A 25,085-nucleotide genomic window follows, 5' to 3' on the forward strand; every position below is an offset into this window, starting at 1 on the left:
CGCCCGGGCCCCGGCCGCCCGGCACCGCGGCCGGCGGCACCGGCGGGCGCGCGGCGCGGCCGATGCCGAACAGCTCCTCGAGGAACGACTGGGCCGAAGCCGGGGCCGGCGCCACCATCAGGACCGCCGCGAGGGGCAGGGCCGCCAGAACCGGCAGGGCCACCGGGCGGGAGGAGGGGCGAACGGGCTGCATCAGGCTCCAGGCGCAGGCGACGGGGGACACAGGCAACGGGAGAAACCTCCCGCACGGTCCTAGCATGCGGTCCGTGGCACGGGCGTGGCAAGGCCGCAACATTGTCGTGGCGGCTTGGCCGCAAGGAGGGGGGCCGGGGAGGGGCTCCGGGAACGGCATCCCGCCCGCGCCCGGCCGCCTCGTGCGGACGGCCGGGCGCGGGCGGCGGACGCTCCGGCAACGATCGGGACACAGAACCGCCGCGCGAGGCCCGATTCCCGGTGCGCGGCACGGCCCGGCTCGCCTTGCGGCTCCGAAACCGCCTTCTTATATCCCGCTCGGCGCGGGCAACGCCCCCGCTCGCCGGGTTCCCGGCGAAGCGCGGTCCGGTCCGGCCCGCCCCGGCTCAAACCTTTGACAAGTACCGCCATGGGCCGAGCTGCTTCGGGGCTCGGCGGTCTGCTTAAAAAACACCAACGAGGGATCCCACCATGGGTAAAGTGATCGGCATCGACCTTGGCACCACCAACAGCTGCGTGGCCGTGATGGAAGGCACGCAGCCCAAGGTCATCGAGAACGCGGAAGGCGCGCGCACCACCCCGTCGATCGTCGCCTTCACCGACGACGGCGAGCGGCTCGTCGGCCAGCCGGCCAAGCGCCAGGCGGTGACGAACCCCGAGCGCACCTTCTTCGCCATCAAGCGCCTCATCGGTCGGACCTACGACGACCCGATGACGCAGAAGGACAAGGGGCTCGTTCCCTACAAGATCACCCGCTCGAGCGGCGGCGACGCCTGGGTCGAGGCGGACGGCAAGTCCTACTCGCCGTCGCAGATCTCCGCCTTCACGCTGCAGAAGATGAAGGAGACCGCCGAGTCGTATCTCGGCCAGCCGGTCACCCAGGCGGTCATCACCGTCCCGGCCTACTTCAACGACGCCCAGCGCCAGGCGACCAAGGATGCCGGCAAGATCGCCGGCCTCGAGGTGCTGCGCATCATCAACGAGCCGACCGCGGCGGCGCTCGCCTACGGCCTCGACAAGAAGAAGGCCGGCCTGATCGCGGTCTACGACCTCGGCGGCGGCACCTTCGACGTCTCGATCCTCGAGATCGGCGACGGCGTGTTCGAGGTGAAGTCGACCAACGGCGACACGTTCCTGGGCGGCGAGGACTTCGACAACCGCATCGTCGAGTACCTGGCGGCCGAGTTCAAGCGCGAGCAGGGCATCGACCTGACCAAGGACAAGCTCGCCCTCCAGCGCCTCAAGGAGGCCGCCGAGAAGGCGAAGATCGAGCTGTCCTCGGCGACCCAGACCGAGATCAACCTGCCCTACATCACCGCCGACGCGAGCGGCCCGAAGCACCTGGCGCTCAAGCTCAGCCGCGCCAAGTACGAGTCGCTGGTCGACGACCTGGTGCAGCGCACCATGGAGCCGTGCCGCAAGGCGCTCAAGGATGCCGGCGTCACGGCGGCCGAGATCGACGAGGTGGTCCTGGTCGGCGGCATGACCCGCATGCCGAAGGTTCAGGAGCAGGTGAAGGCCTTCTTCGGCAAGGAGCCCCACAAGGGCGTCAACCCGGACGAGGTCGTGGCGATCGGCGCCGCGGTGCAGGCCGGCGTGCTCCAGGGCGACGTCAAGGACGTGCTGCTCCTCGACGTGACCCCGCTGTCGCTCGGCATCGAGACGCTCGGCGGCGTGTTCACCCGGCTCATCGACCGCAACACCACCATCCCGACCAAGAAGTCGCAGGTGTTCTCGACGGCCGAGGACAACCAGAACGCGGTCACCATCCGGGTCTTCCAGGGTGAGCGCGAGATGGCGGCCGACAACAAGCTGCTCGGCCAGTTCGACCTCGTCGGCATCCCGCCGGCCCCGCGCGGCCTGCCGCAGATCGAGGTGACCTTCGACATCGACGCCAACGGCATCGTCAACGTGACGGCCAAGGACAAGGCGACGGGCAAGGAGCACCAGATCCGCATCCAGGCCTCGGGCGGCCTGTCCGACGCCGACATCCAGCGCATGGTGCAGGAGGCGGAGGCCAACGCGGCCGACGACAAGAAGCGCCGCGAGCTGGTCGAGGTGAAGAACCAGGGCGAGAGCCTGATCCACGCCACCGAGAAGTCGGTGACCGAGCACGGCGACAAGGTCCCGGCCTCCGACAAGGCCGCGATCACCACCGCCATCGACGCCCTGCGCCAGTCGCTGGCCGGCGAGGACGTCGAGCAGATCAAGGCCCGTACCACCGACCTGATGCAGGCCTCGATGAAGCTCGGCGAGGCGATGTACGCCGCGAGCCAGGCCGGTCCGGACGCCGCCGCGGGTGCGGCTCCGGGCGCCGAGCCGAAGAAGGACGACGTCATCGACGCCGACTTCCAGGAGGTCGACGACAAGGACCAGAAGAAGCGGGCGTAAAAACACGCCTTGAGGTTGCCGCACGGATCTGAGATCCGTGCGGCCCAGTGATGTGAAGCTCGATCCGGTCCCCGGCCGCCCGACGGCGCCGGGGACCGGACTTGTATGGACGATGCCCGACCGGTGAGGCGCGGGACGGGTTTGGGGACCGGGGAATGTCGAAGCGCGACTACTACGAGGTGCTGGGCGTCGCCCGGACCGCGACCGACGGCGAGATGAAGTCGGCTTTCCGCAAGCTGGCGATGGTCTACCACCCCGATCGCAACCCCGGCGACAAGGAGGCCGAGCTCAAGTTCAAGGAGCTCAACGAGGCCTACCAGTGCCTGTCCGACGGGCAGAAGCGCGCCGCCTACGACCGCTTCGGCCACGCCGCCTTCTCGCAGGGCGGGCAGGGCGGACCCGGATTCGGCAACGAGTTCGGCGACTTCATGTCGGACATCTTCGACACGTTCTTCGGCGACGCCCGCGGCGGCCCGGGCGGCGGGCGCCCCGGCGGGGCTGCGGGCGGGCGGCCCGGCGGCGGCCGCGAGCGCGGCGCCGACCTGCGCTACAACCTCGAGATCAGCCTCGAGGAGGCCTTCACCGGCAAGACCGAGACGATCAAGATGCCGACCTCGGTCACCTGCGAGGTCTGCGCCGGCTCGGGCGCCAAGGCGGGCTCGAAGCCCAAGACCTGCCCGACCTGCGCCGGCTACGGCCGGGTGCGGGCGGCGCAGGGCTTCTTCGCCATCGAGCGCACCTGCCCGGCCTGCCACGGCCGCGGCGAGATCATCGAGGATCCGTGCCCGGCCTGCTCGGGCGCCGGCCGCGTCACCCGCGAGCGCACGCTGTCGATCAACGTGCCGGCGGGCGTCGACGACGGCTTGCGCATCCGCCTCGCCGGCGAGGGCGAATCGGGCCTGCGCGGCGGGCCGGCGGGGGACCTCTACATCTTCCTGGCGATCAAGCCGCATCCGTTCTTCCAGCGCGACGGGGCGGACCTGTTCTGCCGCGTGCCGATCTCGATGGTGACCGCGGCGCTCTCGGGCGAGATCACCGTGCCGGTGATCGACGGCTCGCACACCTCGGTCCGGGTCCCGGCCGGCACCCAGACCAACAAGCAGTTCCGCCTCAAGGGCAAGGGCATGCCGGTCCTGCGCTCGCGCGACGTCGGCGACCTCTACATCCAGGTCTTCGTCGAGACGCCGCAGAACCTCACCAAGCGCCAGCGCGAGCTCCTGCAGGAATTCGACACCCACGGCACGCAGGCCGACAACCACCCGGAGAGCGCCGGCTTCTTCTCCCGGGTGAAGGAGTTCTTCGACGGCCTCAGCGGCTCCGGCCGCGCCTGAGCCGTCCCGCCCGCGAACCGGAGCGGCCGTTGCGCGTTCTCCCGCGCGATGGAGATTGCGCGGTTCGCGGGGCCCGGGCGGGCGCGGCAGGCTTGACGGCGGCGCGCCTTTGAACGACAGCCGTTCACCAACCGACTTCTTTCGCGTGTTCAAGGGTCTTCGGTCTTGCCTTTGCCTCGCCGATCCAGGGCCAAAGCCATCGCGGTCACCAGCCCGCTGCCCCATCCGCGGCCCCAGAAGCGCGATATCCTGGAGGACGAGGCGCGGTTCCTGCGCTCCTGGTTCGAGCGGCCGCTGGTCACCGGCGCCGTGACGCCGTCCGGCCGGATGCTCGCCCGCACCATGGCCTCCTACGTCGATCCGCGCCTGACCGGCCCGGTGATCGAACTCGGGCCCGGCACCGGCCCGGTGACCGACGCGCTGGTGCGCCGCGGCATCGCCCAGGAGCGGCTGGTGCTGGTCGAGTACAACCCGGATTTCTGCAAGCTGCTGCGCCGGCGCTTCCCGAAGGCCACCGTGCTGCAGGGCGACGCCTACGACATCCGGGCGACGCTCGCGGGCATCGTCGACGAGCCGGCCTGCGCCACGATCTCGAGCCTGCCGCTGTTCACCAAGCCGCTGGAGCAGCGCCTCGAGCTCCTGGGCGCCGTCCACGACCTGATGCACCCGGATGCGCCGTTCGTGCAGTTCACCTACGCGGTGGTGCCGCCGATCCCGGCCAAGTCGACGACCTACACCGCCAGCCGCTCGAACAAGGTGTGGCTGAACCTGCCGCCGGCGCGGGTCTGGGTGTATCGCCGGCCCTGAGGGGGCCGATCGCTCCCCGCGCCCAGAACCCTTGTACCCGGTGCCCTCGCGCCCGTGGGGCGACCGCGGGCCGAACCGTGCCCCTTTCGGGTCGGCGAAACCCGAACCCGACCGGGCGCCAGCGCGGCAGGGGCTGGCCGAGCGATCCTTGGCACCGACCACCGGCGGGGATGCCATCGGAACGGGCGCGAACGGCGATAGCAGATGCTCTTCAGTATACTTGCGATCGCATTCGATCAGCATATGCCGTAAGCTTTTCGAGCAATCTCGTCAAAGCCAATTCAATCGCTTTATATCGATGATTGTTGGAGCCGATCTTTGGTTCCGCTCTCGAATTTTCGTCAATATCTTGTTTTGATTTTAAAAATTAGAGATTGGTCAGCGACCCGATGCGTCGAAAATTTAGATTATTATTATAAATACAGCTGACACCGTAGCGACAGCGAAAATTTATGTTCGATCTTGACCGACCCTACGACGAGAGAGATGGCTTCCGGGCGAATAAACCACCTCGATATACATTTTAATATAACTTAGTATGATTATTTTAATTCATATCAATTAGGTAAGTCATGCATCTTGACCGCGCGGCTCTGCGAGATTGTTCATGCCGCTTGATCACGACACGCAGATCGAGCTGCTGTTTACCGCAGCGCTCTACCAGAACGCGCTCCTGGGACCTGTATCGCTTCGTCTGGAACGGGACGATGGGATTGATCGATCCCAACCCGTTCGCCGGCAGTGTCTGTCCGCCTCCGGCCGAGCCGTCCGACCCCGACCTGGTGCCAGGCCTTGACCGCGATGGCCCGGCAGGCGGGCGGGAATCGCCGGAGCATCCCCCACCACGCAGGCGATGCCGGCCACCCCGCCGAGTTTCGGCAGGCGCCTGTTCTGCCGGAGATAGGACCGACCATGACCGACTATCCGCATACGATCCAGGCCGCGCTCCTCCTGTGCGGCGATCGCGCCCCTGACCTCGACGCGATCGTGCGCGAATTCATCGCCGTCGAGGATGCGGCCGGCACGCAGTACAAGGTCTTTGCAGACACGAAACCGGGTGTCTTCTACCGGCTCTACGGCACCGACGACATCATGGTCACCATTGAGCATCTCGCCAGGCCAGCCGACCTGTCCGTGCTCGAGACCGCGCTGTCGTCGTCATTCACGAGAGCAGGGACGCCGGATGCGCGCGAGCGCGCGGCCCGGCACACTTCCCACATCCTCGTGGCGACGCATGCCGGCCTGTTCCCGCCGACGCCCGAAATCCGGGACATGCTCGCCAAGCTCGAGATGCCGCTCGCCGGTCAGTCGCTGCCCGCTCTCATCGCCCGCATGACGCGATGCGCGACGCTCTCGACGATCGCGCATCGTCGGACCGCCGCGACGCTGGTCCACTGGACGTCGAGCAACCAGCTGATGCGGGGTGACATGTTCGAAGTCCTGGCGGCGCAGCCGGTCCCCAACCTGCTCCATATCCATCCCATGCTGTTCGACGGCGGGACGAGCGCCGACGGCCGCCAGCAGGTCGAGATCCGCACCGTCGGAGCCAGTCATTTCATCGGACGCGACATTCACGTCGCCGCCACCCCGGTTCCGTGGTCCGCCGTGCTCGACGGCATCTTCGCATTCGTGACGCTGGCATCCCTCAAGCACGGCTACATCGTGCCCGACGGCGACACGTTCGGTCCGGATGACGGGTCGTACCGCTACCGCGTCACCCATGTCGAGGAGGGCAATGCGTCGGGCGATTTCACCGGACCGCTCTATCGCCTGGACCTGCTGTTCTCGCGGGAGCACGACGTCCAGACTCTGGACTACATCGCGCCGATGCGCCGGTTCACGGATCGGGAAGTCCCGCCGGACGTCGTGGCGCGCCTGGGAGACCACGGAGCTGAGGTGGTGAAGCAATGGCGCTCCCGGCGGCAGATGGCCGGGGCCGCCGGCATCCGGTTCGAGGTCTCGACCGATCGGCCGGCACCGCCGCGCGGGGGCGCCCTCGGCTGGGCGCGGCGGGTCCTCGAACGCGGCCTCAGAGACTCATGGCGGCAGTGATTCGGTCGATGATACAGTTTCCGGAAGGTGTCTTCCGGAAACTGTATCGTAGGCCCGCGTGGCGCTTGAGCGAAGTCGAAATCCGCATCGCGAAAGCGATTGCGTCGCAATCGCCGAGCGATCAATCGGATTTCATATGACGCCGCAGGGAACGCTCGGCCGGTTCTCCCCTCACCCCTTCTCCCACTGGCTCTCGATGATCGTGTAGACCTTGTCGCTGAGGTTGATGTCCATCTCGACGAGGCCGATCGTGGCCTTCACCCGGCTCAGTGTCTCGGCGAGCTCCAGGACAGGCTCGGGCACCCGGCGCTCGGGCAGGGCGGGGCCTTCGAGCTTCAGCACGTCGGCCAGCATCGCCGTGTAGGCGCCCCAGAAATGCTGGTGGCCGATGACGTGGAAGCGCGACAGCGCGTCGATCGCGAGCATCCAGTGGCCGGGCTTCATCGCCTCGCCCGGGACGGTGCAGGACAGGTCGCGGGTCAGCGGGTTCTCCAGCCAGCCGTAGGTCTCGAGGTCGATGCGGTCGAAACCCTTGCGCAGGGCCGAGACGCTGCCGAGGTCGAGCCCGGCCGCGAAGGCGCTGGGCCCCCGGAGATGGTCGACGCGCCAGCCCTGGGCCGGGTCCTTGCCGATCTCCGCCATCCGGCGCAGCCACAGGATGCGCTTGGCCAGCTCCACGTAGGGATCGACGACCAGGATCGTCTTCACGTACTCGCCGGTCTGGATCACGTCCTCGTAGCGCTTCAACAGCAGGCTGCCCTGCAGCAGCATCGAGTCGCTGTACTTGATGTCGATGATGCAGCGCAGCAGGTCGAAGTGGATGTCGTGGATTCCGAAATACGCCATCGCGAATTCCGGGAAGAGCATGTCGCGGGCGAGGTTGTCCTGGTTGATCGTGTAGTCGAGCGAGAGCACGCGGGCCGGGCGATAGGCGGCGCCGGCGCGATGCCGGTAGAGCAGGATGTTGGTGTCGCCGTCGTAGATGTCGAAGCGCTCGGCCTGGTCGAGGCCGGGGCAGCTCTCGCCGCTGAGCTTGAACCCGCAGATGCCGTGGGCGTGCCAGCCGAATTCCTTGAGCTGGGGGTAGTGGACCCAGGCCTCGATCACGACCTCGCGCGTCCGATCCATGACCACGCGCAGGCGCGGCGTGCGGCGCATGTCGTCGGGCGCGATCCAGAGGTCGAAGCTCGCCGGGCCGACGACGTTGAAGTTGAATCGCATGCTGCTTGCTAGGCCGAAGACCGGGTCCCGGCAAGCGCGCCGGCGCATGGGCGCGACCCCCGGGGAGATCCCGACGGCAGGCTAGCAGCTTCGCGGCGCGAGATCACCCGGGCGGCGGCATATGCCGGGAGCGCGGTGGGCGGCGGCGGGCGCGCTCTTGCGGCCGCGGGCCCGGCCGGTGTTGATGCGGGTCATGTCCGACCTGTTCGCCTCCGCGGGCCTCGACCGCGACGCTCCCCGCCCCCTCGCCGACCTGCTGCGGCCGACGGCCCTCGCCGAGGTGGTGGGACAGGAGCACCTGACGGGGGAGGGGGGTGCGCTGACCCGGCTCATCCGCGGGCGCAACCTCGGCTCGCTGATCCTGTGGGGACCGCCCGGCACCGGCAAGACCACGGTGGCCCGCCTGCTCGCCGGCGAGACCGACCTGCATTTCGAGCAGATCTCGGCGATCTTCTCCGGCGTCGCGGAGCTCCGCAAGGTGTTCGAGGCCGCCCGGGCCCGGCGGGCGGCGGGGCGGGGCACGCTGCTCTTCGTCGACGAGATCCACCGCTTCAACCGGGCGCAGCTCGACGCCTTCCTGCCGGTGGTCGAGGACGGCACCGTCACGCTCGTCGGCGCCACCACCGAGAACCCGTCCTTCGAGCTCAACGCCGCGCTTCTCTCCCGCGCCCGGGTGCTGGTGTTCCGCGCCCTCGACGAGGCGGCGATCGCCAAGCTCCTCGACCGGGCCGAGGCGGTGACCGGGCGGACCCTGCCCCTCGACGCCGAGGCCCGGTCGGTCCTGGTGCGGATGGCCGACGGCGACGGGCGGGCGGCCCTGACGCTCGCCGAGGAGGTCTGGCGCTCCGCCGGCCCCGGCGAGACCCTCGACGCCGCGCTGCTGCAGGAGCTGATCCAGCGCCGGGCCCCCGTCTACGACAAGGCGCAGGAGGGCCACTACAACCTGATCTCCGCGCTGCACAAGACGATCCGCGGCTCGGACCCGGACGCCGCCCTGTACTATCTCTGCCGGATGCTCGACGCGGGCGAGGACCGGCTGTTCATCGCCCGCCGGCTGGTGCGGATGGCGGTCGAGGATATCGGGCTCGCCGACCCGCAGGCCCTGGCGGTGGCGAACGCCGCCAAGGAGGCGTTCGACTTCCTCGGCTCGCCGGAGGGCGAGCTCGCCCTGGCGCAGGCGGCGGTCTACCTCGCGACGGCGCCGAAATCGAACGCGGTCTACACCGCCTACAAGGCCGCGACCCGGGCCGCCAAGGAGCACGGCTCGCTGCCGCCGCCCCGCACCATCCTCAACGCGCCGACGAAGCTGATGCGCCGGCTCGGCTACGGCGAGGGCTACCGCTACGACCACGACGAGCCCGACGCCTTCTCGGGCCAGGATTACTGGCCGGAGCGCCTCGGCCGCCAGCAGTTCTACGCGCCGACCGACCGGGGCTTCGAGCGCCGCATCGCCGAGCGGCTGGACTGGTGGGAGGAGGCGCGGAAATCCCGCGGGCGCGACGGGGTGTGACGATCGGGTGACGGTCCCGCGGGAAAGTCGCGGGAAGCGTCGCGGCGCCCTCCGGCGCCCTTGTGACCGAGGGTCACCGCTCCGCATGATGGCCCGCATCGTGTCTCGACCGGCCGGGAGCTGTGATGACGGCGCGCATCCTCTCGATCGCCAATTGCAAGGGCGGCACCGGCAAGACGACGGCGACCGTCAACCTGGCGGCGGAATTCGGCAGCCGGGGTTTCCGGGTGCTCGTCGTCGACCTCGACCCCCAGGGCCATAGCGGGCTCGGCTTCGGCGCGCTGGCCGAGCTCGGCCTGCCCAACGCCCACACGCCGCTGCGCCGCCGGGGCGGCGGCTTCGACGGGGCGGTGCAGCCGACGGACGAGGACGGCGTCGCGATCATCCCGGCCGACCGCGGCTTCGACGGGCAGATGGGCCACGACGACGGCCGCTGCCTCGAGACGGCCCTGGCGCCGCTGCTGCCGGATTACGACCTCGTCCTGATCGACGTGCCGCCCTCCGCCCGGGCGGTGATGATCTGCGCCCTCCTGCCGAGCAGCGGCGTGGTCGTCCCCACCACCCTCGACCCGCTCGGGCTCGACGGCGTGCGCCAGTTCGCCCGCTCGTTCCACGAGACGATGCTGCGGTTCCGCGCCGCGCCGCTCGGCCTCGCCATCGCGCCGATGCGGATCGACCTGCGCACCAACGTCGAGAAGGACACCCTGGCCCAGCTGCGTGCCGGCTTCGGGCCGGACCAGATGGTCCGGGGCGTGCGCGTCGACGTGGCGGTGAGCGAGGCCTTCGCCCGGCGCCAGCCGCTGCGGCGCTGCCGCCCCAACGCCCGCGCCGCGGCCGATTTCGCCGCGCTCGCCGACGACCTCGTCCAGCGCTTCGGCCTCGTACAGGCCGCCGGCGCCGACGCGCCCGGGCGCAGCGAGGGATTTGCCCGGACCTCCTGCTCCTGGGCCTGACACCTCTTGCTCCTGACACCTCTTGCTCCTGACACCTCTTGCTCCTGGCCCCTCTTGCTCCTGGCCCCTCTTGCTCCTGGCCCCTCTTGGGCCTGACGCCGCGGGGGCCCGACATCCGGAACCGGACGCGACGGATGCACGAATCGCCGCCGGGGCGAGGCGTCGGGCGTGACGGAAGGGCTTGCGGGTGCTACGAGCCGCCGCATGACGAAGCCTCCCCATCGCGGCGGTTCCGGGCGGTCGCGGACCGGCTCGGGCGGATCCGCCTCGAGCCGCCCGCCGCGGGTCCGCACCGGACCGCGCAACACCGCCCGCGACGCCGCCGAGCGCGCCGCCGGCCTGGTGGTCTCCAACCGGGCCGCGCCCGGCAGGTCCGGTGCCGGCAAATCGGGTTCCGGCAAATGGGCGCTCGCCACGCCGGCTCCCGGCAACGCCACGCCCGCCCGCCCCGCCTTCGGCCGAGACACGAGCGACGCCTCGCCCTGGGAGCGGGACGAGGCGCCGGCTCGCACGCCGGCCGGATCGGCGTCCAAGTCCGGATTCGGCAAGCCTGGCTTCGACAAGCCGAGATCGGAAAAACCCAGATCCGACCGGCCGCGCACCGGCGCGGCGGCGGACCGGGCGCCTCGCAGCGCTCCGGAGGATCGTCCGCCGGCCCGTCCGCGCCGGCAGGAGGGTCGGGACGAGCGGCGCGAGGCCGGCGAGGCCCCGCACCGCAATCCCCCGGAGACCAAGGCTTCGTCATCCAAGCCCCCGACCCGCCGGGCCCTGCGCGAGGCGACCTCCGAGGCGCTGGCCACCGGGGTGCAGACGCTCGAGGTGACGCCGGACGAGGCCGGGATGCGGATCGACCGCTTCCTCTCGGCCCGCTTCCCGCAACTACCCTTCACCCGCATCCAGAGCCTGGTGCGCAAGGGCGAGCTGCGGGTGAACGGCAAGCGCGCCAAGGCCGCCGACCGGGTCGAGCCCGGCGCCAGCGTGCGGGTGCCGCCCTTGAGCCTCGAGGTGCGCGCCCCGGCCCCGGGATCGCCCCGGGCGGAAGGCGACCTTGCCTTCCTGCGCTCCCTGATCCTCTACGAGGACCAGGACATGATGGTGCTCAACAAGCCGTTCGGCCTCGCGGTGCAGGGCGGCTCGGGCACCACCCGCCACGTCGACGGCCTGCTCGAGGCGATGCGCGACAAGGACGGCCAGAAGCCGCGCCTCGTCCACCGCCTCGACAAGGACACGGCCGGCTGCCTCATCATCGCCAAGACCCGGCTCGCCGCCGCGACGCTCGCCAAGACCTTCCGGTCGCGGGCGGCGCGCAAGATCTACTGGGCGCTCGCCGCCGGGGTGCCGAAGGTGCGCCAGGGCCGGATCTCGACCTACCTCGCCCGGGAGGAGGTCGGCGAGGCCGATTCCCGGATGCGGGTCGCCCAGCACGGCGACGAGGGCGCGAGCCACGCCCTCACCTACTACGCCGTGGTCGACCAGGCCGGGCAGAAGCTCGCCTGGCTGTCGCTGAAGCCGGTCACCGGCCGCACCCACCAGCTGCGCGCCCACGCGGCCCATATCGGCCACCCGCTGGTCGGCGATCCCAAGTACTTCGACATCGAGAACTGGGAGCTGCCCGGGGGCTTGCAGAACCGCCTGCACCTCCTCGCCCGGCGCATCGTGATCCCGCATCCGCGCACCGCCAAGCCGATCGACGTGACGGCGCCGCTGCCGCCCCACATGGCGCAGAGCTGGAACCTCCTCGGCTTCGACGCCGCGCGCTACGACCCGATCGTGGAGGCGCCGGAGGCGTGACGCGGCGGGCGGCGGGAGCCTCTCCCTCCACGGGCCTTGCTGCCCCTGGGGAGGAATCCCCGGGCGAGGAGGGCCTTGGCAGGACGCCCGCGCGCCTTATTCTCAGGATCGGCCGTCGCGGCCACGGCGCCAGCGCGGGCTCAGCGGCCCATCGGGAGTGAGACAAGCCAGATGAGACCCGCCGCGCTCGCCAGCCTCGGCCTGATCGGATTCCTCGCCCTCGGGACGGCGCAGGCCCAGACCCCCGCCGCCACGGAACCGGTGCCCGCCGCCGCCCCGGCGGTGCCGGCCGCGCGCCCAGACGGCAAGCCCGCCCAAGGCAGGCAGGACGGCAGGCAGGACGGTCGTCAGGACGGGGGACGCCACGAGGGCCGTGGCACGGCCCCCGCCGAGGGCGGCGCGCCGGCCGCCCGGCCGGCCGCACCCGAGCGCGCCGCGACGCCCCGGCGGCGCCGGCCGAGCTACGCTGCCTGCAACCGCGCCTCGCAGCGGCGCAGCCTGCACGGCGGCGCACGGCGCCGCTTCCTGATCCGCTGCCGCCTGGGCTATGAGCGCATCCAGCCGGGCCAGCCGGCCCGCACCAAGCAGCCTTGAGGGCCGCGCGCGGGCCGGGTCTCGACCGGCGCGCAACGAGGCGGCCCGAACACCCATGCTCCTGATCGTCTTCGACGTCGACGGCACCCTCGTCGACAGCCAGCACATGATCGTGGCGGCGCAAGGCGAGGCCTTCGCCGCCGTGGGGCTGCCGGCGCCGACGCGGGAGCGCTCGCTGTCGGTGGTCGGGCTGTCGCTGCCCCAGGCCTTCACGGCGCTCGTCGGCGCCGACGGGCCGGTGGTCGCCCTGTCGGAGGCCTACAAGCAGGCCTTCGGCCGCATGCGGGCCCGGGCAGAGATCCGCGAGACGCTGTTTCCCGGCGTCGCCGCTCTGCTCGCCCGGCTCAACCGCGAGCCCGCGGTGCAACTCGGCATCGCCACCGGCAAGTCCCGCCGTGGGGTCGACCACTTGGTGGCGGTCCACGGCTGGGAGGGGTGGTTCGCCACGGTGCAGACCGCCGACGACGCCCCCTCGAAGCCCCACCCGGCGATGCTGGAACAGGCGATGGCCGAGACCGGCGCCGAGCCGGCCCGCACGGTGATGATCGGCGACACGACCTACGACATGGTGATGGCGCGTGGCGCCCAGGTCGGGGCGCTCGGCGTCGCCTGGGGCTACCACACCGTCGAGGCGTTGCGGAATGCCGGCGCCCACGCGGTGATGGACAGCATGCCGGCGCTCGAGGCCGCCCTGATGGAACGGATCGCGGTCGCCTGACGACCGCCTCGCAACCACGGTCCCGAGGCCCTATCTTTCCGCCATGACCAACGACGTGACCCGCGACTGGCTCGGGGATCCGGAGGCTTCGTCCGACCCGGTCCGCGCCGCCCGCCAATCGGCGAAGCCCGCGCTGCCCAAGCGCTTCTACACGCAGGCCGGCGTCGCGCCGGCCGAGGACGGCTACCGCCTCGTCCTCGACGGGCGCCCGGCCCATACCCCGGCTCGGCGCCGCCTCGCGGTGCCGCAGGCCGGCCTCGCCGCGGCGCTCGCCGAGGAATGGGGGGCGCAGGAGGAGTTCATCGACCCGGCGCGGATGCCGCTCACCCGCCTCGTCAACTCGGCCCTCGACGGGGTGGCCGAGCGGCGGGATGCGGTGGTCGACGATCTCTCGGCCTATGCCGGCACCGATCTCGTCGTCTACCGGGCCGGCGACCCGGCGCGCCTGGTGACGGCGCAGGCCGCGGCCTGGGACCCGGTGCTCGCCTGGGCCCACGAGAGCTTGGGCGCCCGGTTCGTGCTGAGCGAGGGCGTGATGCACGTCACCCAGCCGGAGGCGTCGCTGCAGGCCCTGCGCCGCGCCGTCGAGGCGGTGGAGAGCCCGACGGCGCTCGCCGCCTTGCACTCGATGACGACCCTCACCGGCTCGCTGCTGATCGCGCTCGCCGTCCTGCACGGCCGCCTGACCCCGCAGGAGGGGTGGAGCGCCGCGCATGTCGACGAGACCTTCCAGGCGGAGGTCTGGGGCCGGGACGCGGAGGCCGAGGCGCGCCTGGGCACGCGGCGGGCCGAGTTCGAGGCGGCGGCACGGGTTGCGGCACTCAGCGCGGAAGCCTGAGCGCCCGAGACGGCCGGGGCGGGGCGCCCCGGCCTCGATCGCTCATTTCGCCAGCGAGCCGGTGGCGATGTCGGCGTTCGGGTCTATCGCCGACGGCACGGAGGAGCCGAAGGCGACGAGACCGCTGGTGTCGATGCCGCGCACGTTCACCTCGGCGCCCGGCGCCATCTGGGGCAGGGCGGCGAAGAGCGGCATGCCGGCCGGCACGCTCGCGGCGAAGCCCGGCACGTCGAGGGCCGGGATGCCGGCCTGGTCGAGGCTGGTGCCCTCGGCGCGGGCGGCGGCGGAGCAAGCCACGACGAGGCCGGCCGCGATGACGGTCTTGAGAAGCATCTCCGGGTCTCCGGTGCTGAAGCATGTCTTGGCTGGACAATGCGCGAACCCCGGTTCCGGTTCTCGCCGAAAGCAAAAGCTTATCCGGCGGCGCGCCACGCCTGCACCGGCACCGAGGTGTCCGGCAGCTGGTGGAACAAGTGGAAGCCGCAGGTCTCGGCGCCGCGCTCCGCCATCTCGGACGCGAAGCCGGGCGGCGCCTCGGACGGCGAGCTGATGCTGCCGGCATAGGTCCAGGCTTCGCCGCTGACGAAGGCCGGCACCGGGAAGTCGTTCGGCACCGCGCAGACCAGGTCCGGCTCCTCGCGCCGACGAAACAGGTTGTAGGTCGGCCAGCGCCGCACCGTCCGCGGCCAGGCTCGAGTCGACTCCGCACGAGTGGACTCGGCTCGGTCGATCTCGGCGCGGCCGGCCCCTGCGCGTGTGAACCCGGAGCCCACGCTGCTCGCAATCATGAACGGCCTCCCCCGGTTCCGATCCGCTGCTTCTTGGAGCCGATGCATATCCGGCGTGATCGGAACTGCTGATCACATTCGATAAGGTTTGCGGCTTTTCTGAGCAATACTGCCGATACGGCAAAGCATCGACTGGGCCGTTGCGGCGGAAGGCGCAGGCGCCTACCCCTTTTGGCCGAGCTGCCGGCGCGCATTCGAATTTTTTGAAGACGGGTCTCAGTTTTTTCAGTTTTCCTTCCGGGACACGCGCTCGCATAGTCGATCTCGACAGGGCGACCCGGGATGACGGGCGGCGGCATGCCGCCGGATGATCTTCGGGTCGCACGGTCCGACTCTCGCGTCCCGCCCCGCTTTCACGCCGAGACTTCTCGCCGAGGCTTGCACGCCGAGCCTTGCAGGCAGGACTTGTCGGCGCCGCTGCGGCGGCCGGAGACGCGCAACCGGTTCACGAGACGGGCGGCGACACCGCTCGGACTCAAAGCCCACAGGGCTGGAGGAGACACCATGGCTGGATCGAGACGTCCGGGACGCAACTTCCTCTTCGTTCCGGGTCCGACCAACATCCCGGATCGGGTCCAGCGCGCGATGATCGTGCCGTCCGAGGATCATCGCTCCTCGGCCTTCCCCGCGCTGACGCTGCCGCTGTTCGAGGAGACCAAGAAGATCTTCAAGTCCCGCGAGGGCCAGGTCTTCCTCTTCCCCTCCACCGGCACCGGCGCCTGGGAAGCGGCGCTCACCAACACGCTCTCGCCCGGCGACCGGGTACTGGCGCCGCGCTACGGCCAGTTCAGCACGCTGTGGATCGACATGGCCCGCCGCGTCGGCCTCGACGTCGAGGTCCAGGAGGAGGAATGGGGCACCGGCGCCGACCCCGAGCGGATCGGGGAGGCCCTGCGGGCCGACCGCGAGCACCGGATCAAGGCGGTGCTGGTGGTCCACAACGAGACCACCACCGGCGTCACCTCCGATATCGGCGCGGTGCGCAAGGCGATCGACGCGGCGAACCACCCGGCGATGCTCTACGTCGACGGCGTGTCGTCGATCGGCAGCATCGACTTCCGGGCCGAGGAGTGGCGGGTCGATTGCGCCATCACCGGCTCGCAGAAGGGCCTGATGCTGCCGGCGGGCCTCGGCCTCGTCTGCGTCAGCAAGCGGGCGCTGGACGCCGCCAAGACCGCCGAGTGCCGGCGCGTCTACTTCGACTTCAACGACCAGGCCAAGGCCAACGCCACCGGCTACTTCCCCTACACGCCGTCCGTGCCGATGCTCCACGGCCTGCGCGAGGCGCTGGCTTGCGTCGAGGACGAGGGGCTGGAGGCGATCTTCGCCCGCCACCGCCGGCTCGCCGACGGCACCCGCGCGGCGGTGAAGGCCTGGGGCCTGACGCTCTGCGCCCGTGAGCCGAAATGGCACTCCGATACGGTGAGCGCCGTGATGGTGCCGGAGGGGATCAACGGCGCCGAGGTCATCGACATCGCCTATCGCCGCTACAACCTCGCCCTCGGGGCCGGCCTCTCGCAGGTGGCGGGCAAGCTGTTCCGCATCGGCCATATCGGCGACCTCAACGAGCTGATGCTGCTCGGCGCGCTGGCCGGCGTCGAGATGGCGATGCAGGATGCCGGCATCCGCATCACCCCCGGCAGCGGCGTCGCCGCGGCGACGGAGCACTTCCGGAATACGCGGGAGGGGTGAGGCTCGGGGGTTTCCCTCCCTCTCTGCGGCAGCGCTGTGCGGGAAAAATCCCCTCGAGAAAAAAGCGCGGGATCCCCTCTCCAGGCGATGCCGGGCTTGCCCGGTATCGCTGCAAGGTGTGGGAGAGGGGTAGGGGTGAGGGTGACACGCATCCGTGTAAAGCTCTGACCGTCGTGCTGGCAGCGGGACGTTCGGAGTTCGACTCGGGACCGTAGCACCCTCACCCCCGACCCCTCTCCCACACGGGAGAGGGGAGGCGCGCCATCCAATTTTCCCCGGACAGCCCTGCCTCTGCGGGGGAGGGGGAAAAGGGTGCCCCGTCCCTTAGACCGGCTGCCGGGATCCGGCCCGCCATGCCATGAAGTCGCGGCCCGCCCCGAGAGCGGGACTTACGAAAAGACCGCCGGAGACCGCCCGACCATGTCCCACCGCATCGTCTTCCTCGACCGCGAGACCCTGGATGCGACCCTGCGGCCCCCGAGCTTTCCGCACGAGTACGTCGAGCACGCGGTGACGGCGCCCGACGAGATCGTGGAACGGCTGAAGGGTGCCGACATCGCCATCGTCAACAAGGTGCCGATGCGCGAGGAGACCTTGAGCCAGCTGCCCGACCTGAAGCTGATCGCGGTCGCGGCCACCGGTACCGACGTGGTCGACAAGGCCTTCGCCAAGTCCCGCGGCATCACCGTCGTCAACATCCGCAACTACGCCTTCAACACCGTGCCGGAGCACGTGATCGGGCTGATCTTCGCGCTTCGACGGGCGATCGTGCCCTACGCCAACTCGGTCCGGCGCGGCGACTGGGGCAGGGCGCGGCACTTCTGCTACTTCGATTACCCGATCCGGGACGTGGCCGGCTCGACGCTCGGCATCGTCGGCTACGGCGCGCTCGGCAAGTCGATCGGCCAGCGGGCCGAGGCGCTGGGCATGCGGGTAATCGCCTACGACGTGATGCCCCAACCGGGCCTCGTCGACCTCGACACGATCATCCGCGAGAGCGACGTCATCACGCTGCACGCGCCGCTGACGCCGGAGACCCGCAACATGATCGGCCGGGACGAGCTGGCGCGGATGAAGCGCGACGCGATCCTGATCAACACCGCCCGCGGCGGCCTCGTCGACGAGGCGGCGCTGGCGGAAGCCCTGACCGCCGGCACGATCGGCGGCGCCGGCTTCGACGTTCTGACCTCCGAGCCGCCGCGGGACGACAACCCGCTGCTCGCCCTCGACCTGCCGAACCTCATCATCACCCCCCACGTCGCCTGGGCGAGCAAACAGGCGATGCAGATCCTCGCCGACCAGGTCGTCGACAACATCGAGGCCTTCGTGGCCGGCCGGCCGCAGAACGTGGTGGAGTAGGACGAGCGGGGGCGCTAACCCGCTCCCGCACCTCGAAGGATTGCCCCGCGTCGGCCGGAAGGCCCGCGGCGGAAAGGATGACGATGAAGAAGCTTCTGTTCCAGTTCGATACCGACCCGATGCCCAGCGTGTTCGACGTGGTGGTGGGCTATGACGGCGGCGCCGACATCATCACCGGCTACCCCAATGTGACCCCTGAGAATGTCGGGGCGCTGGTCGACGGCACGATCTACACCCGCGGCGGCGCGGAGAAGAAATCGACCGCGATCTTCGTCGGCGGCGGCAGCATGGCGGCCGGCGAGGCGGTGTTCAAGGCGGTGCGCAAGCGCTTCTTCGGCCCGTTCCGGGTGTCGTGCATGCTCGACTCCAACGGCTCGAACACCACCGCCGCGGCGGGCGTGGCGCTGGTCGCCAAGGCGGCGGGTTCGCTCCAGGGCAAGCGCGCCGTGGTGCTCGCCGGCACCGGCCCGGTCGGCATGCGCTCGGCGGCGCTCCTCGCCAAGGAGGGCGCGACCGTCACGCTCGCCGGGCGCAACCTCGCCAAGGCGCAGGAGGCTGCCAAGACCATCGAGGCCCGCTTCAAGGTCGAGATCCGGGCGATCGAGACGGCGGATGCCGAATCCCGCGGCGCGGCGCTCGCCGAGGCCGACGTGGCCTTCGCCGCCGGCGCGATCGGGCTCGAACTCGCCTCCGAGGCGCAGTGGAGCGCGGCCAAGGACCTCGCCTTCCTGGGCGATTACAACGCGCAGCCGCCGCTCGGCTTCGGCGGGATCGAGGCGACCGACAAGGGCAAGGAGCGCCACGGCAAGACCGTGTTCGGGGCGCTGGGCATCGGTGGCCTGAAGCTGAAGCTGCACCGGGCCTGCGTCGCCAAGCTGTTCGAGAGCAGCGAGCTGGTCCTCGACGCGGAAGAGATCTACGCGCTCGCGAAAGAGATGGCGTGATGGCGAAGGACGAGGACACGATCCCGGGCTTCCTCGACGCGCTCGCGAGCGAGCGCCCGACCCCGGGCGGCGGCGGCGCCGCGGCGATCTCCGGCGCCATGGGGGCCGCCCTGGTCTCGATGGTCTGCAACCTCACCATCGGCAAGAAGAAGTATGCCGAGGTCGAGGCCGAGATGATCGCGACCCGCGACCGCGCCGAGGCGTTGCGGGCCGAGCTCACCGGCATGATCGCCGAGGACGTGACGGCGTTCGACGCGGTGATGGGCGCCTACGGGCTGCCGAAGGCGAGCGACGACGAGAAGGCGGCCCGCGCGGCCGCCATCCAGGACGCCCTGCGGCTCGCCACCGACGTGCCGCTCGCCTGCGCGAAGACCTGCCGGGCGGTGATCGACCTGTGCGAGGGGATCGCCGAGCGCGGCAACCTCAACGTGGTCAGCGATGCCGGCGTCGCCGTGCTGGCGGCCCAGGCCGGCCTGCGCAGCGCCGCCCTCAACGTCTACGTCAACGCCAAGGCGATCGAGGACCGGATCTTCGCGGACGGCCGCCTCGCCGACCTCGCCCGGGCGCTGGACGGCGCCGACGCCGTGACCGAGCGGGTCTACGGGCTGGTGAAGTCGAAGCTGACCTGACGGTCGGCGCGCCCGGCGAAGTCGCCGGGCGACATTCTCAAATCAACGCACCGCGCTTTTCAGCCGGGCGCGAGGGAACCCCTCGCGCCCGGAACGGGAAGCCTTTGCCCACACGACAGGAGGACGCCATGGACGTGCACGAGTACCAGGCCAAGGAGCTGCTCGCGAGCTTCGGCGTGCCGATCCCGAAGGGGGCCGTGGCGTTCAGCCCCGACCAGGCGGTCTACGCCGCGACCGAGCTCGGCGGCGGGCACTGGGCGGTGAAGGCGCAGATTCATGCCGGCGCCCGCGGCAAGGCCGGCGGCATCCGCCTCTGCCGCACCACCCACGAGGTCCGCGACGCGGCCAACGACCTCCTCGGCCGCCGCCTCGTCACGCACCAGACCGGCCCCGAGGGCAAGCCGGTGCAGCGGGTCTACATCGAGACCGCCGACCCGTTCGAGCGCGAGCTCTATCTCGGCATCGTCCTCGACCGGAAGGTCGAGCGGGTGCGGGTCGTCGCCTCCAAGGCCGGCGGCATGGACATCGAAGAGATCGCCGCGACCGATCCCGACGCGCTGCTGCAGGTGGTGGTGGAACCGGCGGTCGGCCTGCAGCCCTTCGAGGCGCGCGAACTCGCCTTCCAGCTCGGCCTCACCATCAAGCAGGTCGGCGCCGCCGTGAAGACGATCATGAGCGCCTATCGCGCCTTCCGCGATTGCGACGCCGTGATGCTGGAGATCAACCCGCTGGTCGTGACCCGCGACGACCGGGTGCTGGCGCTCGACGCCAAGATGTCGTTCGACGACAACGCCCTGTTCCGGCGCCGCCAGATCGCCGACATGCACGATCCCTCGCAGAGCGACCCGCGCGAGGCCCAGGCCGCCGAGCACAACCTGAACTACATCGGCCTCGACGGCGAGATCGGCTGCATCGTCAACGGCGCCGGCCTCGCCATGGCGACGATGGACATGATCAAGCACGCCGGCGGCGAGCCGGCGAACTTCCTCGATGTCGGCGGCGGCGCCTCGCCGCAGCGGGTCGCCACCGCCTTCCGCCTCGTCCTGTCGGACCCGAACGTGCGGGCGATCCTGGTCAACATCTTCGCGGGCATCAACCGCTGCGACTGGATCGCCGAGGGCGTCGTCCAGGCCGCCCGCGAGGTGAAGATCGGCGTGCCGCTGGTGGTGCGGCTCGCCGGCACCAACGTCGAGGCCGGCAAGGCGATCCTCGAGAAGAGCGGCCTCGACCTCATCACCGCCGACACCCTGACGGAGGCCGCGGAGAAAGCCGTGGCCGCCATCCGCGCCAAGAACTGAGGGGGACGCCCGATGAGCATCCTGATCGACGAGACGACCCGGATCCTGGTCCAGGGCATCACCGGGGACAAGGGCAGCTTCCACGCCCGCGAGATGGTCGAGTACGGCTCGAACGTCGTCGCGGGCGTCACCCCGGGCAAGGGCGGCCGCACCGAGCACGGCGTGCCGGTCTTCGACACCGTCCGCCGGGCGGTGCAGGAGACGGGGGCTGAAGCCAGCATCACCTTCGTGGCCCCGCCGTTTGCCGCCGACGCCATCATGGAGGCGGCGGATGCCGGCATCCGGCTGATCTGCTCGATCACCGACGGCATCCCGGCCCAGGACATGATGCGGGTCAAGCGCTACCTGCGGCGCTACCCCCGGGAGCGCCGGCCGATGGTGGTCGGGCCCAACTGCGCCGGCATCATCTCGCCCGGCAAGGCGATGCTCGGCATCATGCCGGGCCACATCTACCTCAAGGGCAATATCGGGGTGATCTCGCGCTCCGGCACGCTGGGTTACGAGGCCGCGGCGCAGATGAAGGCGGTGGGCCTCGGCATCTCGACCTCGGTCGGCATCGGCGGCGATCCCATCAACGGCTCGTCCTTCCTCGACCACCTCGCCCTGTTCGAGGAGGACCCGGACACCGACGCGGTCTTGATGATCGGCGAGATCGGCGGTCCCCAGGAGGCCGAGGCCGCGGCCTGGATCCAGCAGAACATGAAGAAGCCGGTGGTCGGCTTCGTCGCCGGCCTCACGGCGCCGAAGGGCCGCAAGATGGGGCATGCCGGCGCGATCATCTCGGCGGCCGGCGACAGCGCGGGCGAGAAGGCCGAGATCATGCGCTCCTACGGTCTCACCGTGGCCCCGAGCCCCGGCGCCTTCGGGACGACCATGGCGCAGGTGATGGCGCAGCACCGCAAGGCGGCGTGATGCTCCCTCTCTCCTCCCCCTTGTGGGGAGGAGCCGGAGGTGGGGGTGGTGCCGCGTAAAGCGAGGCGGTGCCTCCTGCACCACCCCCACCCCTGACCCCTCCCCACAAGGGGGAGGGAAACTCCCTCGACCCCCACGGGGAGCCCCCGATGATCCACACTCCCGTTCCCGACACGCCCTTCGTCCCGCCGCTGATCTCCGGCACCGAGGACCGCGTCGCCCTCGACGTGCTGTTCCGCTCGCTGGTGGATGTCTGCCGGCGCCACCAGCCGGAGCTGGAGGCGGTCCTGCGCGGCCAGGCGGACATCGCCGGGCTGTCGCCGGAGCTGACGGCGCGGGCGCTGCAGGTCCAGGGCATCTGGTTCCAGCTGATCGCGATCGCCGAGCAGAACACCGCGATGCGCCGGCGCCGCCACGTCGAGCGCAATGCCGGCCGCGACCGGCTGAAGAACTCGTTCAGCGCCGTCCTGGCGCGGGCCGCCGCGCAGGGCGTGCCGGCGCAGGCGGTCCACGACCTCCTCGACTCGCTGCGCGTGCGCCCGACGCTCACCGCGCACCCGACCGAGGCCAAGCGGGTCACGGTGCTGGAGAAGTTCCGGCGCATCTACCTGATCCTGAAGGAACTGGAGATGCCGCGCTGGACCGAGCGCGAGCGCCAGGCCCTGATGAACGACCTGCGCGACGAGGTCGAGCTGGTCTGGATGACCGGCGAGCTGCATCTCGAGAAGCCGACCGTCGACAGGGAGGTGGCCTGGGGCCTGCACTTCTTCGACGAGACGCTGTTCGAGATGCTGCCCGAGACCCTCGGCTCGCTCGAGGAGGCGCTGGAGGCCGCCTATCCGGGCACCCGGTTCGAGGTGCCGGCCTTCTTCCAGTTCGGCTCGTGGATCGGCGGCGACCGGGACGGCAACCCCTTCGTCACCGCCGAGGTCACGCGGCGCACCCTGCGGCGCAACGCGCGCGCGAGCCTCACCCGCTACCGCGACGGGATCGCCGGGCTCGCCCGCACCCTGTCGATCAGCGCCCGTGCGCTTCCGGTTCCGGAGGAGTTCGCGGCGGCGCTCGCCGACCAGCTCGCGCTCCAGCCGGACGGTGAGGCGATCGCGCGGCGCAACCCCGGCGAGCCCTATCGCCAGTTCCTGACCTGCCTGAGCCGGCGCCTCGACGCGACGATGGCCGGGCTGGACGACGAATCCGGGCCCGAGGCGACCGGTCCCGGCTACGGCGATGCCGACCTGCTGATCGCCGACCTGCGCGCCCTGGAGCAAGGCCTATCCGAGGCCGGCTGCCCGTCGCTGTCCGCCAACCGGGTGCGCCCGGTGCGCCGGATGGTCGAGATCTTCCGCTTCTCGACCGTGCGCCTCGACATCCGCGAGAACACCACCCGCACCACCCGGGCGCTCCAGGCCCTGTGGCGCCGGATGCGCGATGGCGAGCCGCCGGACGTCGACGCTCCGGCCTGGACCGCCTGGCTCGAGGCCGAGCTCGCGCGTCCCCTCGACGGCCCGTCGGACATCTCCGGCCTGCCCGAGGAGGCGCAGGAGACGCTCGCGACCTTCCGGCTGGTGGCGGAGATGCGCGGCAGCCTCGACCGCGAGGCCTTCGGGTCCTTCGTGCTGTCGATGACCCATTCGGTCCCCGACATCCTCGGCGTCTACCTGCTGGCGAAAACGGCGGGAGTCTTCCTCGATGCGGCCGGGATCGAGGTCTGCCCGCTGCCGATCGTGCCCTTGTTCGAGACCATCGACGACCTGCGCGCCGCCCCCGCGATCATGCGGACGCTGCTCAAGGTCCCGGTCGTGCGCCGCTCCGCCCGCCAGCAGGGCGGGGTGCAGGAAGTGATGATCGGCTACTCCGATTCGAACAAGGACGGCGGCTTCGTCGCCTCGAACTGGGAGCTGGCCAAGGCGCAGCGGCTGCTCACCCAGGTCGGCGAGCAGGCGGGGATCGGCATCGCGTTCTTCCATGGCCGCGGCGGCTCGGTCAGCCGCGGCGGCGCGCCGACCGCCCGGGCGATCGCCGCCCAGCCGCCGGGCTCGATCCGGGGCCGGTTCCGCACCACCGAGCAGGGCGAGGTGGTGTCGTTCAAGTACGCCAACCGCGGCACCGCCGCCTACCAGATGGAGCTGCTGGCCTCGGCGGTGCTGGCGCACGCCCTCGACGGCGCCGCCGGCGGGGTCCCGGCGGCCAGCCCCGAATTCGACGACGTGATGGAGGCCCTGTCCGGCGCCTCGCGGGCGGCCTACGTGCGGCTCCTGACGCATCCGGACCTCGTGACCTATTTCGGCGCCGCGAGCCCGCTCGACGAGATCGCGCTCCTCAACATCGGCTCGCGCCCGGCCCGCCGCTTCGGCGCCCGCAGCCTCGCCGACCTGCGGGCGATCCCCTGGGTCTTCGCCTGGAGCCAGAACCGGCACGGCATCACCGGCTGGTACGGGGTCGGCAGCGGGTTGAAGAGCCTCCTCGACGTGCGCGGCGAGGCCGGCCGGCGGCTGCTGCGGCGGATGTTCGAGCGCTCGCCGCTGTTCCGCCTGATCATGGACGAGGTCGAGAAGACCCTGCTGACGGTCGATCTCGGGCTCGCCCGCGACTTCGCCGGCCTGTGTCCGGACGAGGGCGCGCGCGAGGCGATCTTCGCGATGATCGAGGCCGAGTACCGGCTGACCTGCGCCATGGCGCTGGAGGTGAGCGGTGCCCGCAGCCTCGCCGAGCGGTTCCCGCTCTATCGCGGGCGGCTCAGCGAGCGGCTGCCGGTGCTCAACCAGGTCAGCCGCGAGCAGGTCGATCTGCTGCGCCGCTTCCGGGCCGAGACCGACGAGGCCGAGCGCGAGACGCTGAAATCGGCCCTGCTCCTGTCGATCAACTGCGTCGCGACCGGGTTCGGGGCGACGGGGTGAGAGTGTCATGCCCGATCGCCGGACGAGGCACCAATCCTGTTCTCCCAGTGGGCGGCAGGTCTGTCCGGCAAAAGGGGGGAGGGGAAAAAGCCCGCGCCGCTCCTAACCCACCGGCCCCCCACCTTCCGCCACGTTGCGTCCGTCCCCGACGGACCGCCAAATGATCCC

At 70.8% G+C, this 25,085-nt stretch carries 20 protein-coding genes and 1 pseudogene; 17 read left to right on the forward strand and 4 right to left on the reverse strand.

All coding sequences use genetic code 11. The features are described 5' to 3' along the window. Window positions 1-193, reverse strand: a pseudogene (locus tag A5481_RS32675) (hypothetical protein); the annotation flags it as partial. Between the two features lie 470 nt (window positions 194-663). Here A5481_RS32675 and dnaK point away from each other — a divergent pair. The 4 genes from dnaK (at window position 664) to A5481_RS20880 (ending at window position 6,773) form a co-directional block, all read left to right on the forward strand. Further along, window positions 664-2,583 carry a molecular chaperone DnaK gene (dnaK, locus tag A5481_RS20865; RefSeq protein ID WP_048434198.1) on the forward strand — a complete coding sequence of 640 codons (1,920 nt, stop codon included), beginning with the start codon at window positions 664-666 and terminating at the stop codon, window positions 2,581-2,583. A 155-nt stretch (window positions 2,584-2,738) separates the two neighbouring features. Continuing rightward, window positions 2,739-3,914: a molecular chaperone DnaJ gene (gene dnaJ, locus A5481_RS20870; protein WP_048434199.1), complete on the forward strand. Its 1,176-nt coding sequence runs from the start codon at window positions 2,739-2,741 to the stop codon at window positions 3,912-3,914. Between the two features lie 165 nt (window positions 3,915-4,079). Further along, window positions 4,080-4,721 (forward strand): class I SAM-dependent methyltransferase, encoded by a 642-nt coding sequence (locus tag A5481_RS20875; RefSeq protein ID WP_048434200.1) that lies wholly within the window; start codon window positions 4,080-4,082, stop codon window positions 4,719-4,721. Between the two features lie 912 nt (window positions 4,722-5,633). Continuing rightward, entirely contained in the window at window positions 5,634-6,773 is a 1,140-nt protein-coding gene (locus tag A5481_RS20880) for a hypothetical protein (RefSeq protein WP_048434201.1), read from the forward strand. A 171-nt stretch (window positions 6,774-6,944) separates the two neighbouring features. On the opposite strand, the gene A5481_RS20885 is transcribed toward A5481_RS20880, so the two are convergent. Beyond that, on the reverse strand, window positions 6,945-7,994 hold the full coding sequence (locus A5481_RS20885; RefSeq protein WP_048434202.1) for a hypothetical protein: 1,050 nt from the start codon (window positions 7,992-7,994) through the stop codon (window positions 6,945-6,947). 193 nt (window positions 7,995-8,187) lie between these two features. On the opposite strand from A5481_RS20885, the gene A5481_RS20890 reads away from it, so the two are divergent. From A5481_RS20890 to A5481_RS20915, 6 genes are all read left to right on the forward strand, one after another. Beyond that, entirely contained in the window at window positions 8,188-9,504 is a 1,317-nt protein-coding gene (locus A5481_RS20890; RefSeq protein WP_048434211.1) for a replication-associated recombination protein A, read from the forward strand. 125 nt (window positions 9,505-9,629) lie between these two features. Then, window positions 9,630-10,457, forward strand: a complete 828-nt coding sequence (locus A5481_RS20895) for a ParA family protein (RefSeq protein ID WP_048434203.1) — start codon at window positions 9,630-9,632, stop codon at window positions 10,455-10,457. A gap of 204 nt (window positions 10,458-10,661) precedes the next feature. Beyond that, entirely contained in the window at window positions 10,662-12,248 is a 1,587-nt protein-coding gene (locus A5481_RS20900; RefSeq protein ID WP_048434204.1) for an RluA family pseudouridine synthase, read from the forward strand. 171 nt (window positions 12,249-12,419) lie between these two features. Beyond that, the gene (locus A5481_RS35355) at window positions 12,420-12,842 is read left to right on the forward strand and encodes a hypothetical protein (protein WP_048434205.1); all 423 of its coding nucleotides are present in this window, start codon (window positions 12,420-12,422) and stop codon (window positions 12,840-12,842) included. A gap of 55 nt (window positions 12,843-12,897) precedes the next feature. After that, window positions 12,898-13,560, forward strand: coding sequence for an HAD-IA family hydrolase (locus tag A5481_RS20910; RefSeq protein WP_048434206.1), 663 nt, complete (start codon window positions 12,898-12,900; stop codon window positions 13,558-13,560). Between the two features lie 43 nt (window positions 13,561-13,603). Then, window positions 13,604-14,398 (forward strand): ATP12 family chaperone protein, encoded by a 795-nt coding sequence (locus A5481_RS20915; protein WP_048434207.1) that lies wholly within the window; start codon window positions 13,604-13,606, stop codon window positions 14,396-14,398. A 42-nt stretch (window positions 14,399-14,440) separates the two neighbouring features. Here the strand turns inward: A5481_RS20915 and A5481_RS20920 are convergent, their stop codons facing one another. Both A5481_RS20920 and A5481_RS20925 read right to left on the reverse strand, forming a co-directional pair. Continuing rightward, window positions 14,441-14,731: a hypothetical protein gene (locus A5481_RS20920; protein WP_048434208.1), complete on the reverse strand. Its 291-nt coding sequence runs from the start codon at window positions 14,729-14,731 to the stop codon at window positions 14,441-14,443. An 80-nt stretch (window positions 14,732-14,811) separates the two neighbouring features. Further along, window positions 14,812-15,075, reverse strand: coding sequence for a hypothetical protein (locus tag A5481_RS20925; protein WP_048434209.1), 264 nt, complete (start codon window positions 15,073-15,075; stop codon window positions 14,812-14,814). A gap of 615 nt (window positions 15,076-15,690) precedes the next feature. Here A5481_RS20925 and A5481_RS20930 point away from each other — a divergent pair. From A5481_RS20930 to A5481_RS20960, 7 genes are all read left to right on the forward strand, one after another. Further along, entirely contained in the window at window positions 15,691-16,878 is a 1,188-nt protein-coding gene (locus tag A5481_RS20930) for an aminotransferase class V-fold PLP-dependent enzyme (RefSeq protein ID WP_048434210.1), read from the forward strand. A 420-nt stretch (window positions 16,879-17,298) separates the two neighbouring features. After that, window positions 17,299-18,237 carry a D-2-hydroxyacid dehydrogenase gene (locus tag A5481_RS20935; protein ID WP_064504269.1) on the forward strand — a complete coding sequence of 313 codons (939 nt, stop codon included), beginning with the start codon at window positions 17,299-17,301 and terminating at the stop codon, window positions 18,235-18,237. 83 nt (window positions 18,238-18,320) lie between these two features. Further along, on the forward strand, window positions 18,321-19,181 hold the full coding sequence (locus A5481_RS20940; RefSeq protein ID WP_425350195.1) for an NADP-dependent methylenetetrahydromethanopterin/methylenetetrahydrofolate dehydrogenase: 861 nt from the start codon (window positions 18,321-18,323) through the stop codon (window positions 19,179-19,181). Continuing rightward, on the forward strand, window positions 19,181-19,810 hold the full coding sequence (gene fchA, locus A5481_RS20945; protein ID WP_064504271.1) for a methenyltetrahydrofolate cyclohydrolase: 630 nt from the start codon (window positions 19,181-19,183) through the stop codon (window positions 19,808-19,810). The genes A5481_RS20940 and fchA overlap by 1 nt, the downstream gene beginning before the upstream one ends. A gap of 128 nt (window positions 19,811-19,938) precedes the next feature. After that, complete coding sequence (locus A5481_RS20950) at window positions 19,939-21,108, forward strand: malate--CoA ligase subunit beta (RefSeq protein WP_064504272.1); 1,170 nt, start codon at window positions 19,939-19,941, stop codon at window positions 21,106-21,108. 12 nt (window positions 21,109-21,120) lie between these two features. Beyond that, the gene (sucD, locus tag A5481_RS20955) at window positions 21,121-22,020 is read left to right on the forward strand and encodes a succinate--CoA ligase subunit alpha (RefSeq protein ID WP_064504273.1); all 900 of its coding nucleotides are present in this window, start codon (window positions 21,121-21,123) and stop codon (window positions 22,018-22,020) included. 149 nt (window positions 22,021-22,169) lie between these two features. Further along, window positions 22,170-24,917: a phosphoenolpyruvate carboxylase gene (locus A5481_RS20960; RefSeq protein ID WP_048435701.1), complete on the forward strand. Its 2,748-nt coding sequence runs from the start codon at window positions 22,170-22,172 to the stop codon at window positions 24,915-24,917. Window positions 24,918-25,085: the final 168 nt, after the last annotated feature.

This window comes from Methylobacterium platani (genome assembly GCF_001653715.1).
GTDB lineage: Bacteria > Pseudomonadota > Alphaproteobacteria > Rhizobiales > Beijerinckiaceae > Methylobacterium > Methylobacterium platani.

Bases quoted from the DNA above. Each gene is read 5' to 3' on its own strand.
- A5481_RS20940 (WP_425350195.1), top strand. From the start codon at position 18,321: ATGAAGAAGCTTCTGTTCCAGTTCGATACCGACCCGATGCCCAGCGTG.
- sucD (WP_064504273.1), top strand. From the start codon at position 21,121: ATGAGCATCCTGATCGACGAGACGACCCGGATCCTGGTCCAGGGCATC.
- A5481_RS20930 (WP_048434210.1), top strand. From the start codon at position 15,691: ATGGCTGGATCGAGACGTCCGGGACGCAACTTCCTCTTCGTTCCGGGT.
- fchA (WP_064504271.1), top strand. From the start codon at position 19,181: ATGGCGAAGGACGAGGACACGATCCCGGGCTTCCTCGACGCGCTCGCG.
- dnaK (WP_048434198.1), top strand. From the start codon at position 664: ATGGGTAAAGTGATCGGCATCGACCTTGGCACCACCAACAGCTGCGTG.
- A5481_RS20915 (WP_048434207.1), top strand. From the start codon at position 13,604: ATGACCAACGACGTGACCCGCGACTGGCTCGGGGATCCGGAGGCTTCG.
- dnaJ (WP_048434199.1), top strand. From the start codon at position 2,739: ATGTCGAAGCGCGACTACTACGAGGTGCTGGGCGTCGCCCGGACCGCG.
- A5481_RS20880 (WP_048434201.1), top strand. From the start codon at position 5,634: ATGACCGACTATCCGCATACGATCCAGGCCGCGCTCCTCCTGTGCGGC.
- A5481_RS20900 (WP_048434204.1), top strand. From the start codon at position 10,662: ATGACGAAGCCTCCCCATCGCGGCGGTTCCGGGCGGTCGCGGACCGGC.
- A5481_RS35355 (WP_048434205.1), top strand. From the start codon at position 12,420: ATGAGACCCGCCGCGCTCGCCAGCCTCGGCCTGATCGGATTCCTCGCC.
- A5481_RS20935 (WP_064504269.1), top strand. From the start codon at position 17,299: ATGTCCCACCGCATCGTCTTCCTCGACCGCGAGACCCTGGATGCGACC.
- A5481_RS20920 (WP_048434208.1), bottom strand. From the start codon at position 14,731: ATGCTTCTCAAGACCGTCATCGCGGCCGGCCTCGTCGTGGCTTGCTCC.
- A5481_RS20960 (WP_048435701.1), top strand. From the start codon at position 22,170: ATGATCCACACTCCCGTTCCCGACACGCCCTTCGTCCCGCCGCTGATC.
- A5481_RS20950 (WP_064504272.1), top strand. From the start codon at position 19,939: ATGGACGTGCACGAGTACCAGGCCAAGGAGCTGCTCGCGAGCTTCGGC.
- A5481_RS20885 (WP_048434202.1), bottom strand. From the start codon at position 7,994: ATGCGATTCAACTTCAACGTCGTCGGCCCGGCGAGCTTCGACCTCTGG.
- A5481_RS20890 (WP_048434211.1), top strand. From the start codon at position 8,188: ATGTCCGACCTGTTCGCCTCCGCGGGCCTCGACCGCGACGCTCCCCGC.
- A5481_RS20895 (WP_048434203.1), top strand. From the start codon at position 9,630: ATGACGGCGCGCATCCTCTCGATCGCCAATTGCAAGGGCGGCACCGGC.
- A5481_RS20910 (WP_048434206.1), top strand. From the start codon at position 12,898: ATGCTCCTGATCGTCTTCGACGTCGACGGCACCCTCGTCGACAGCCAG.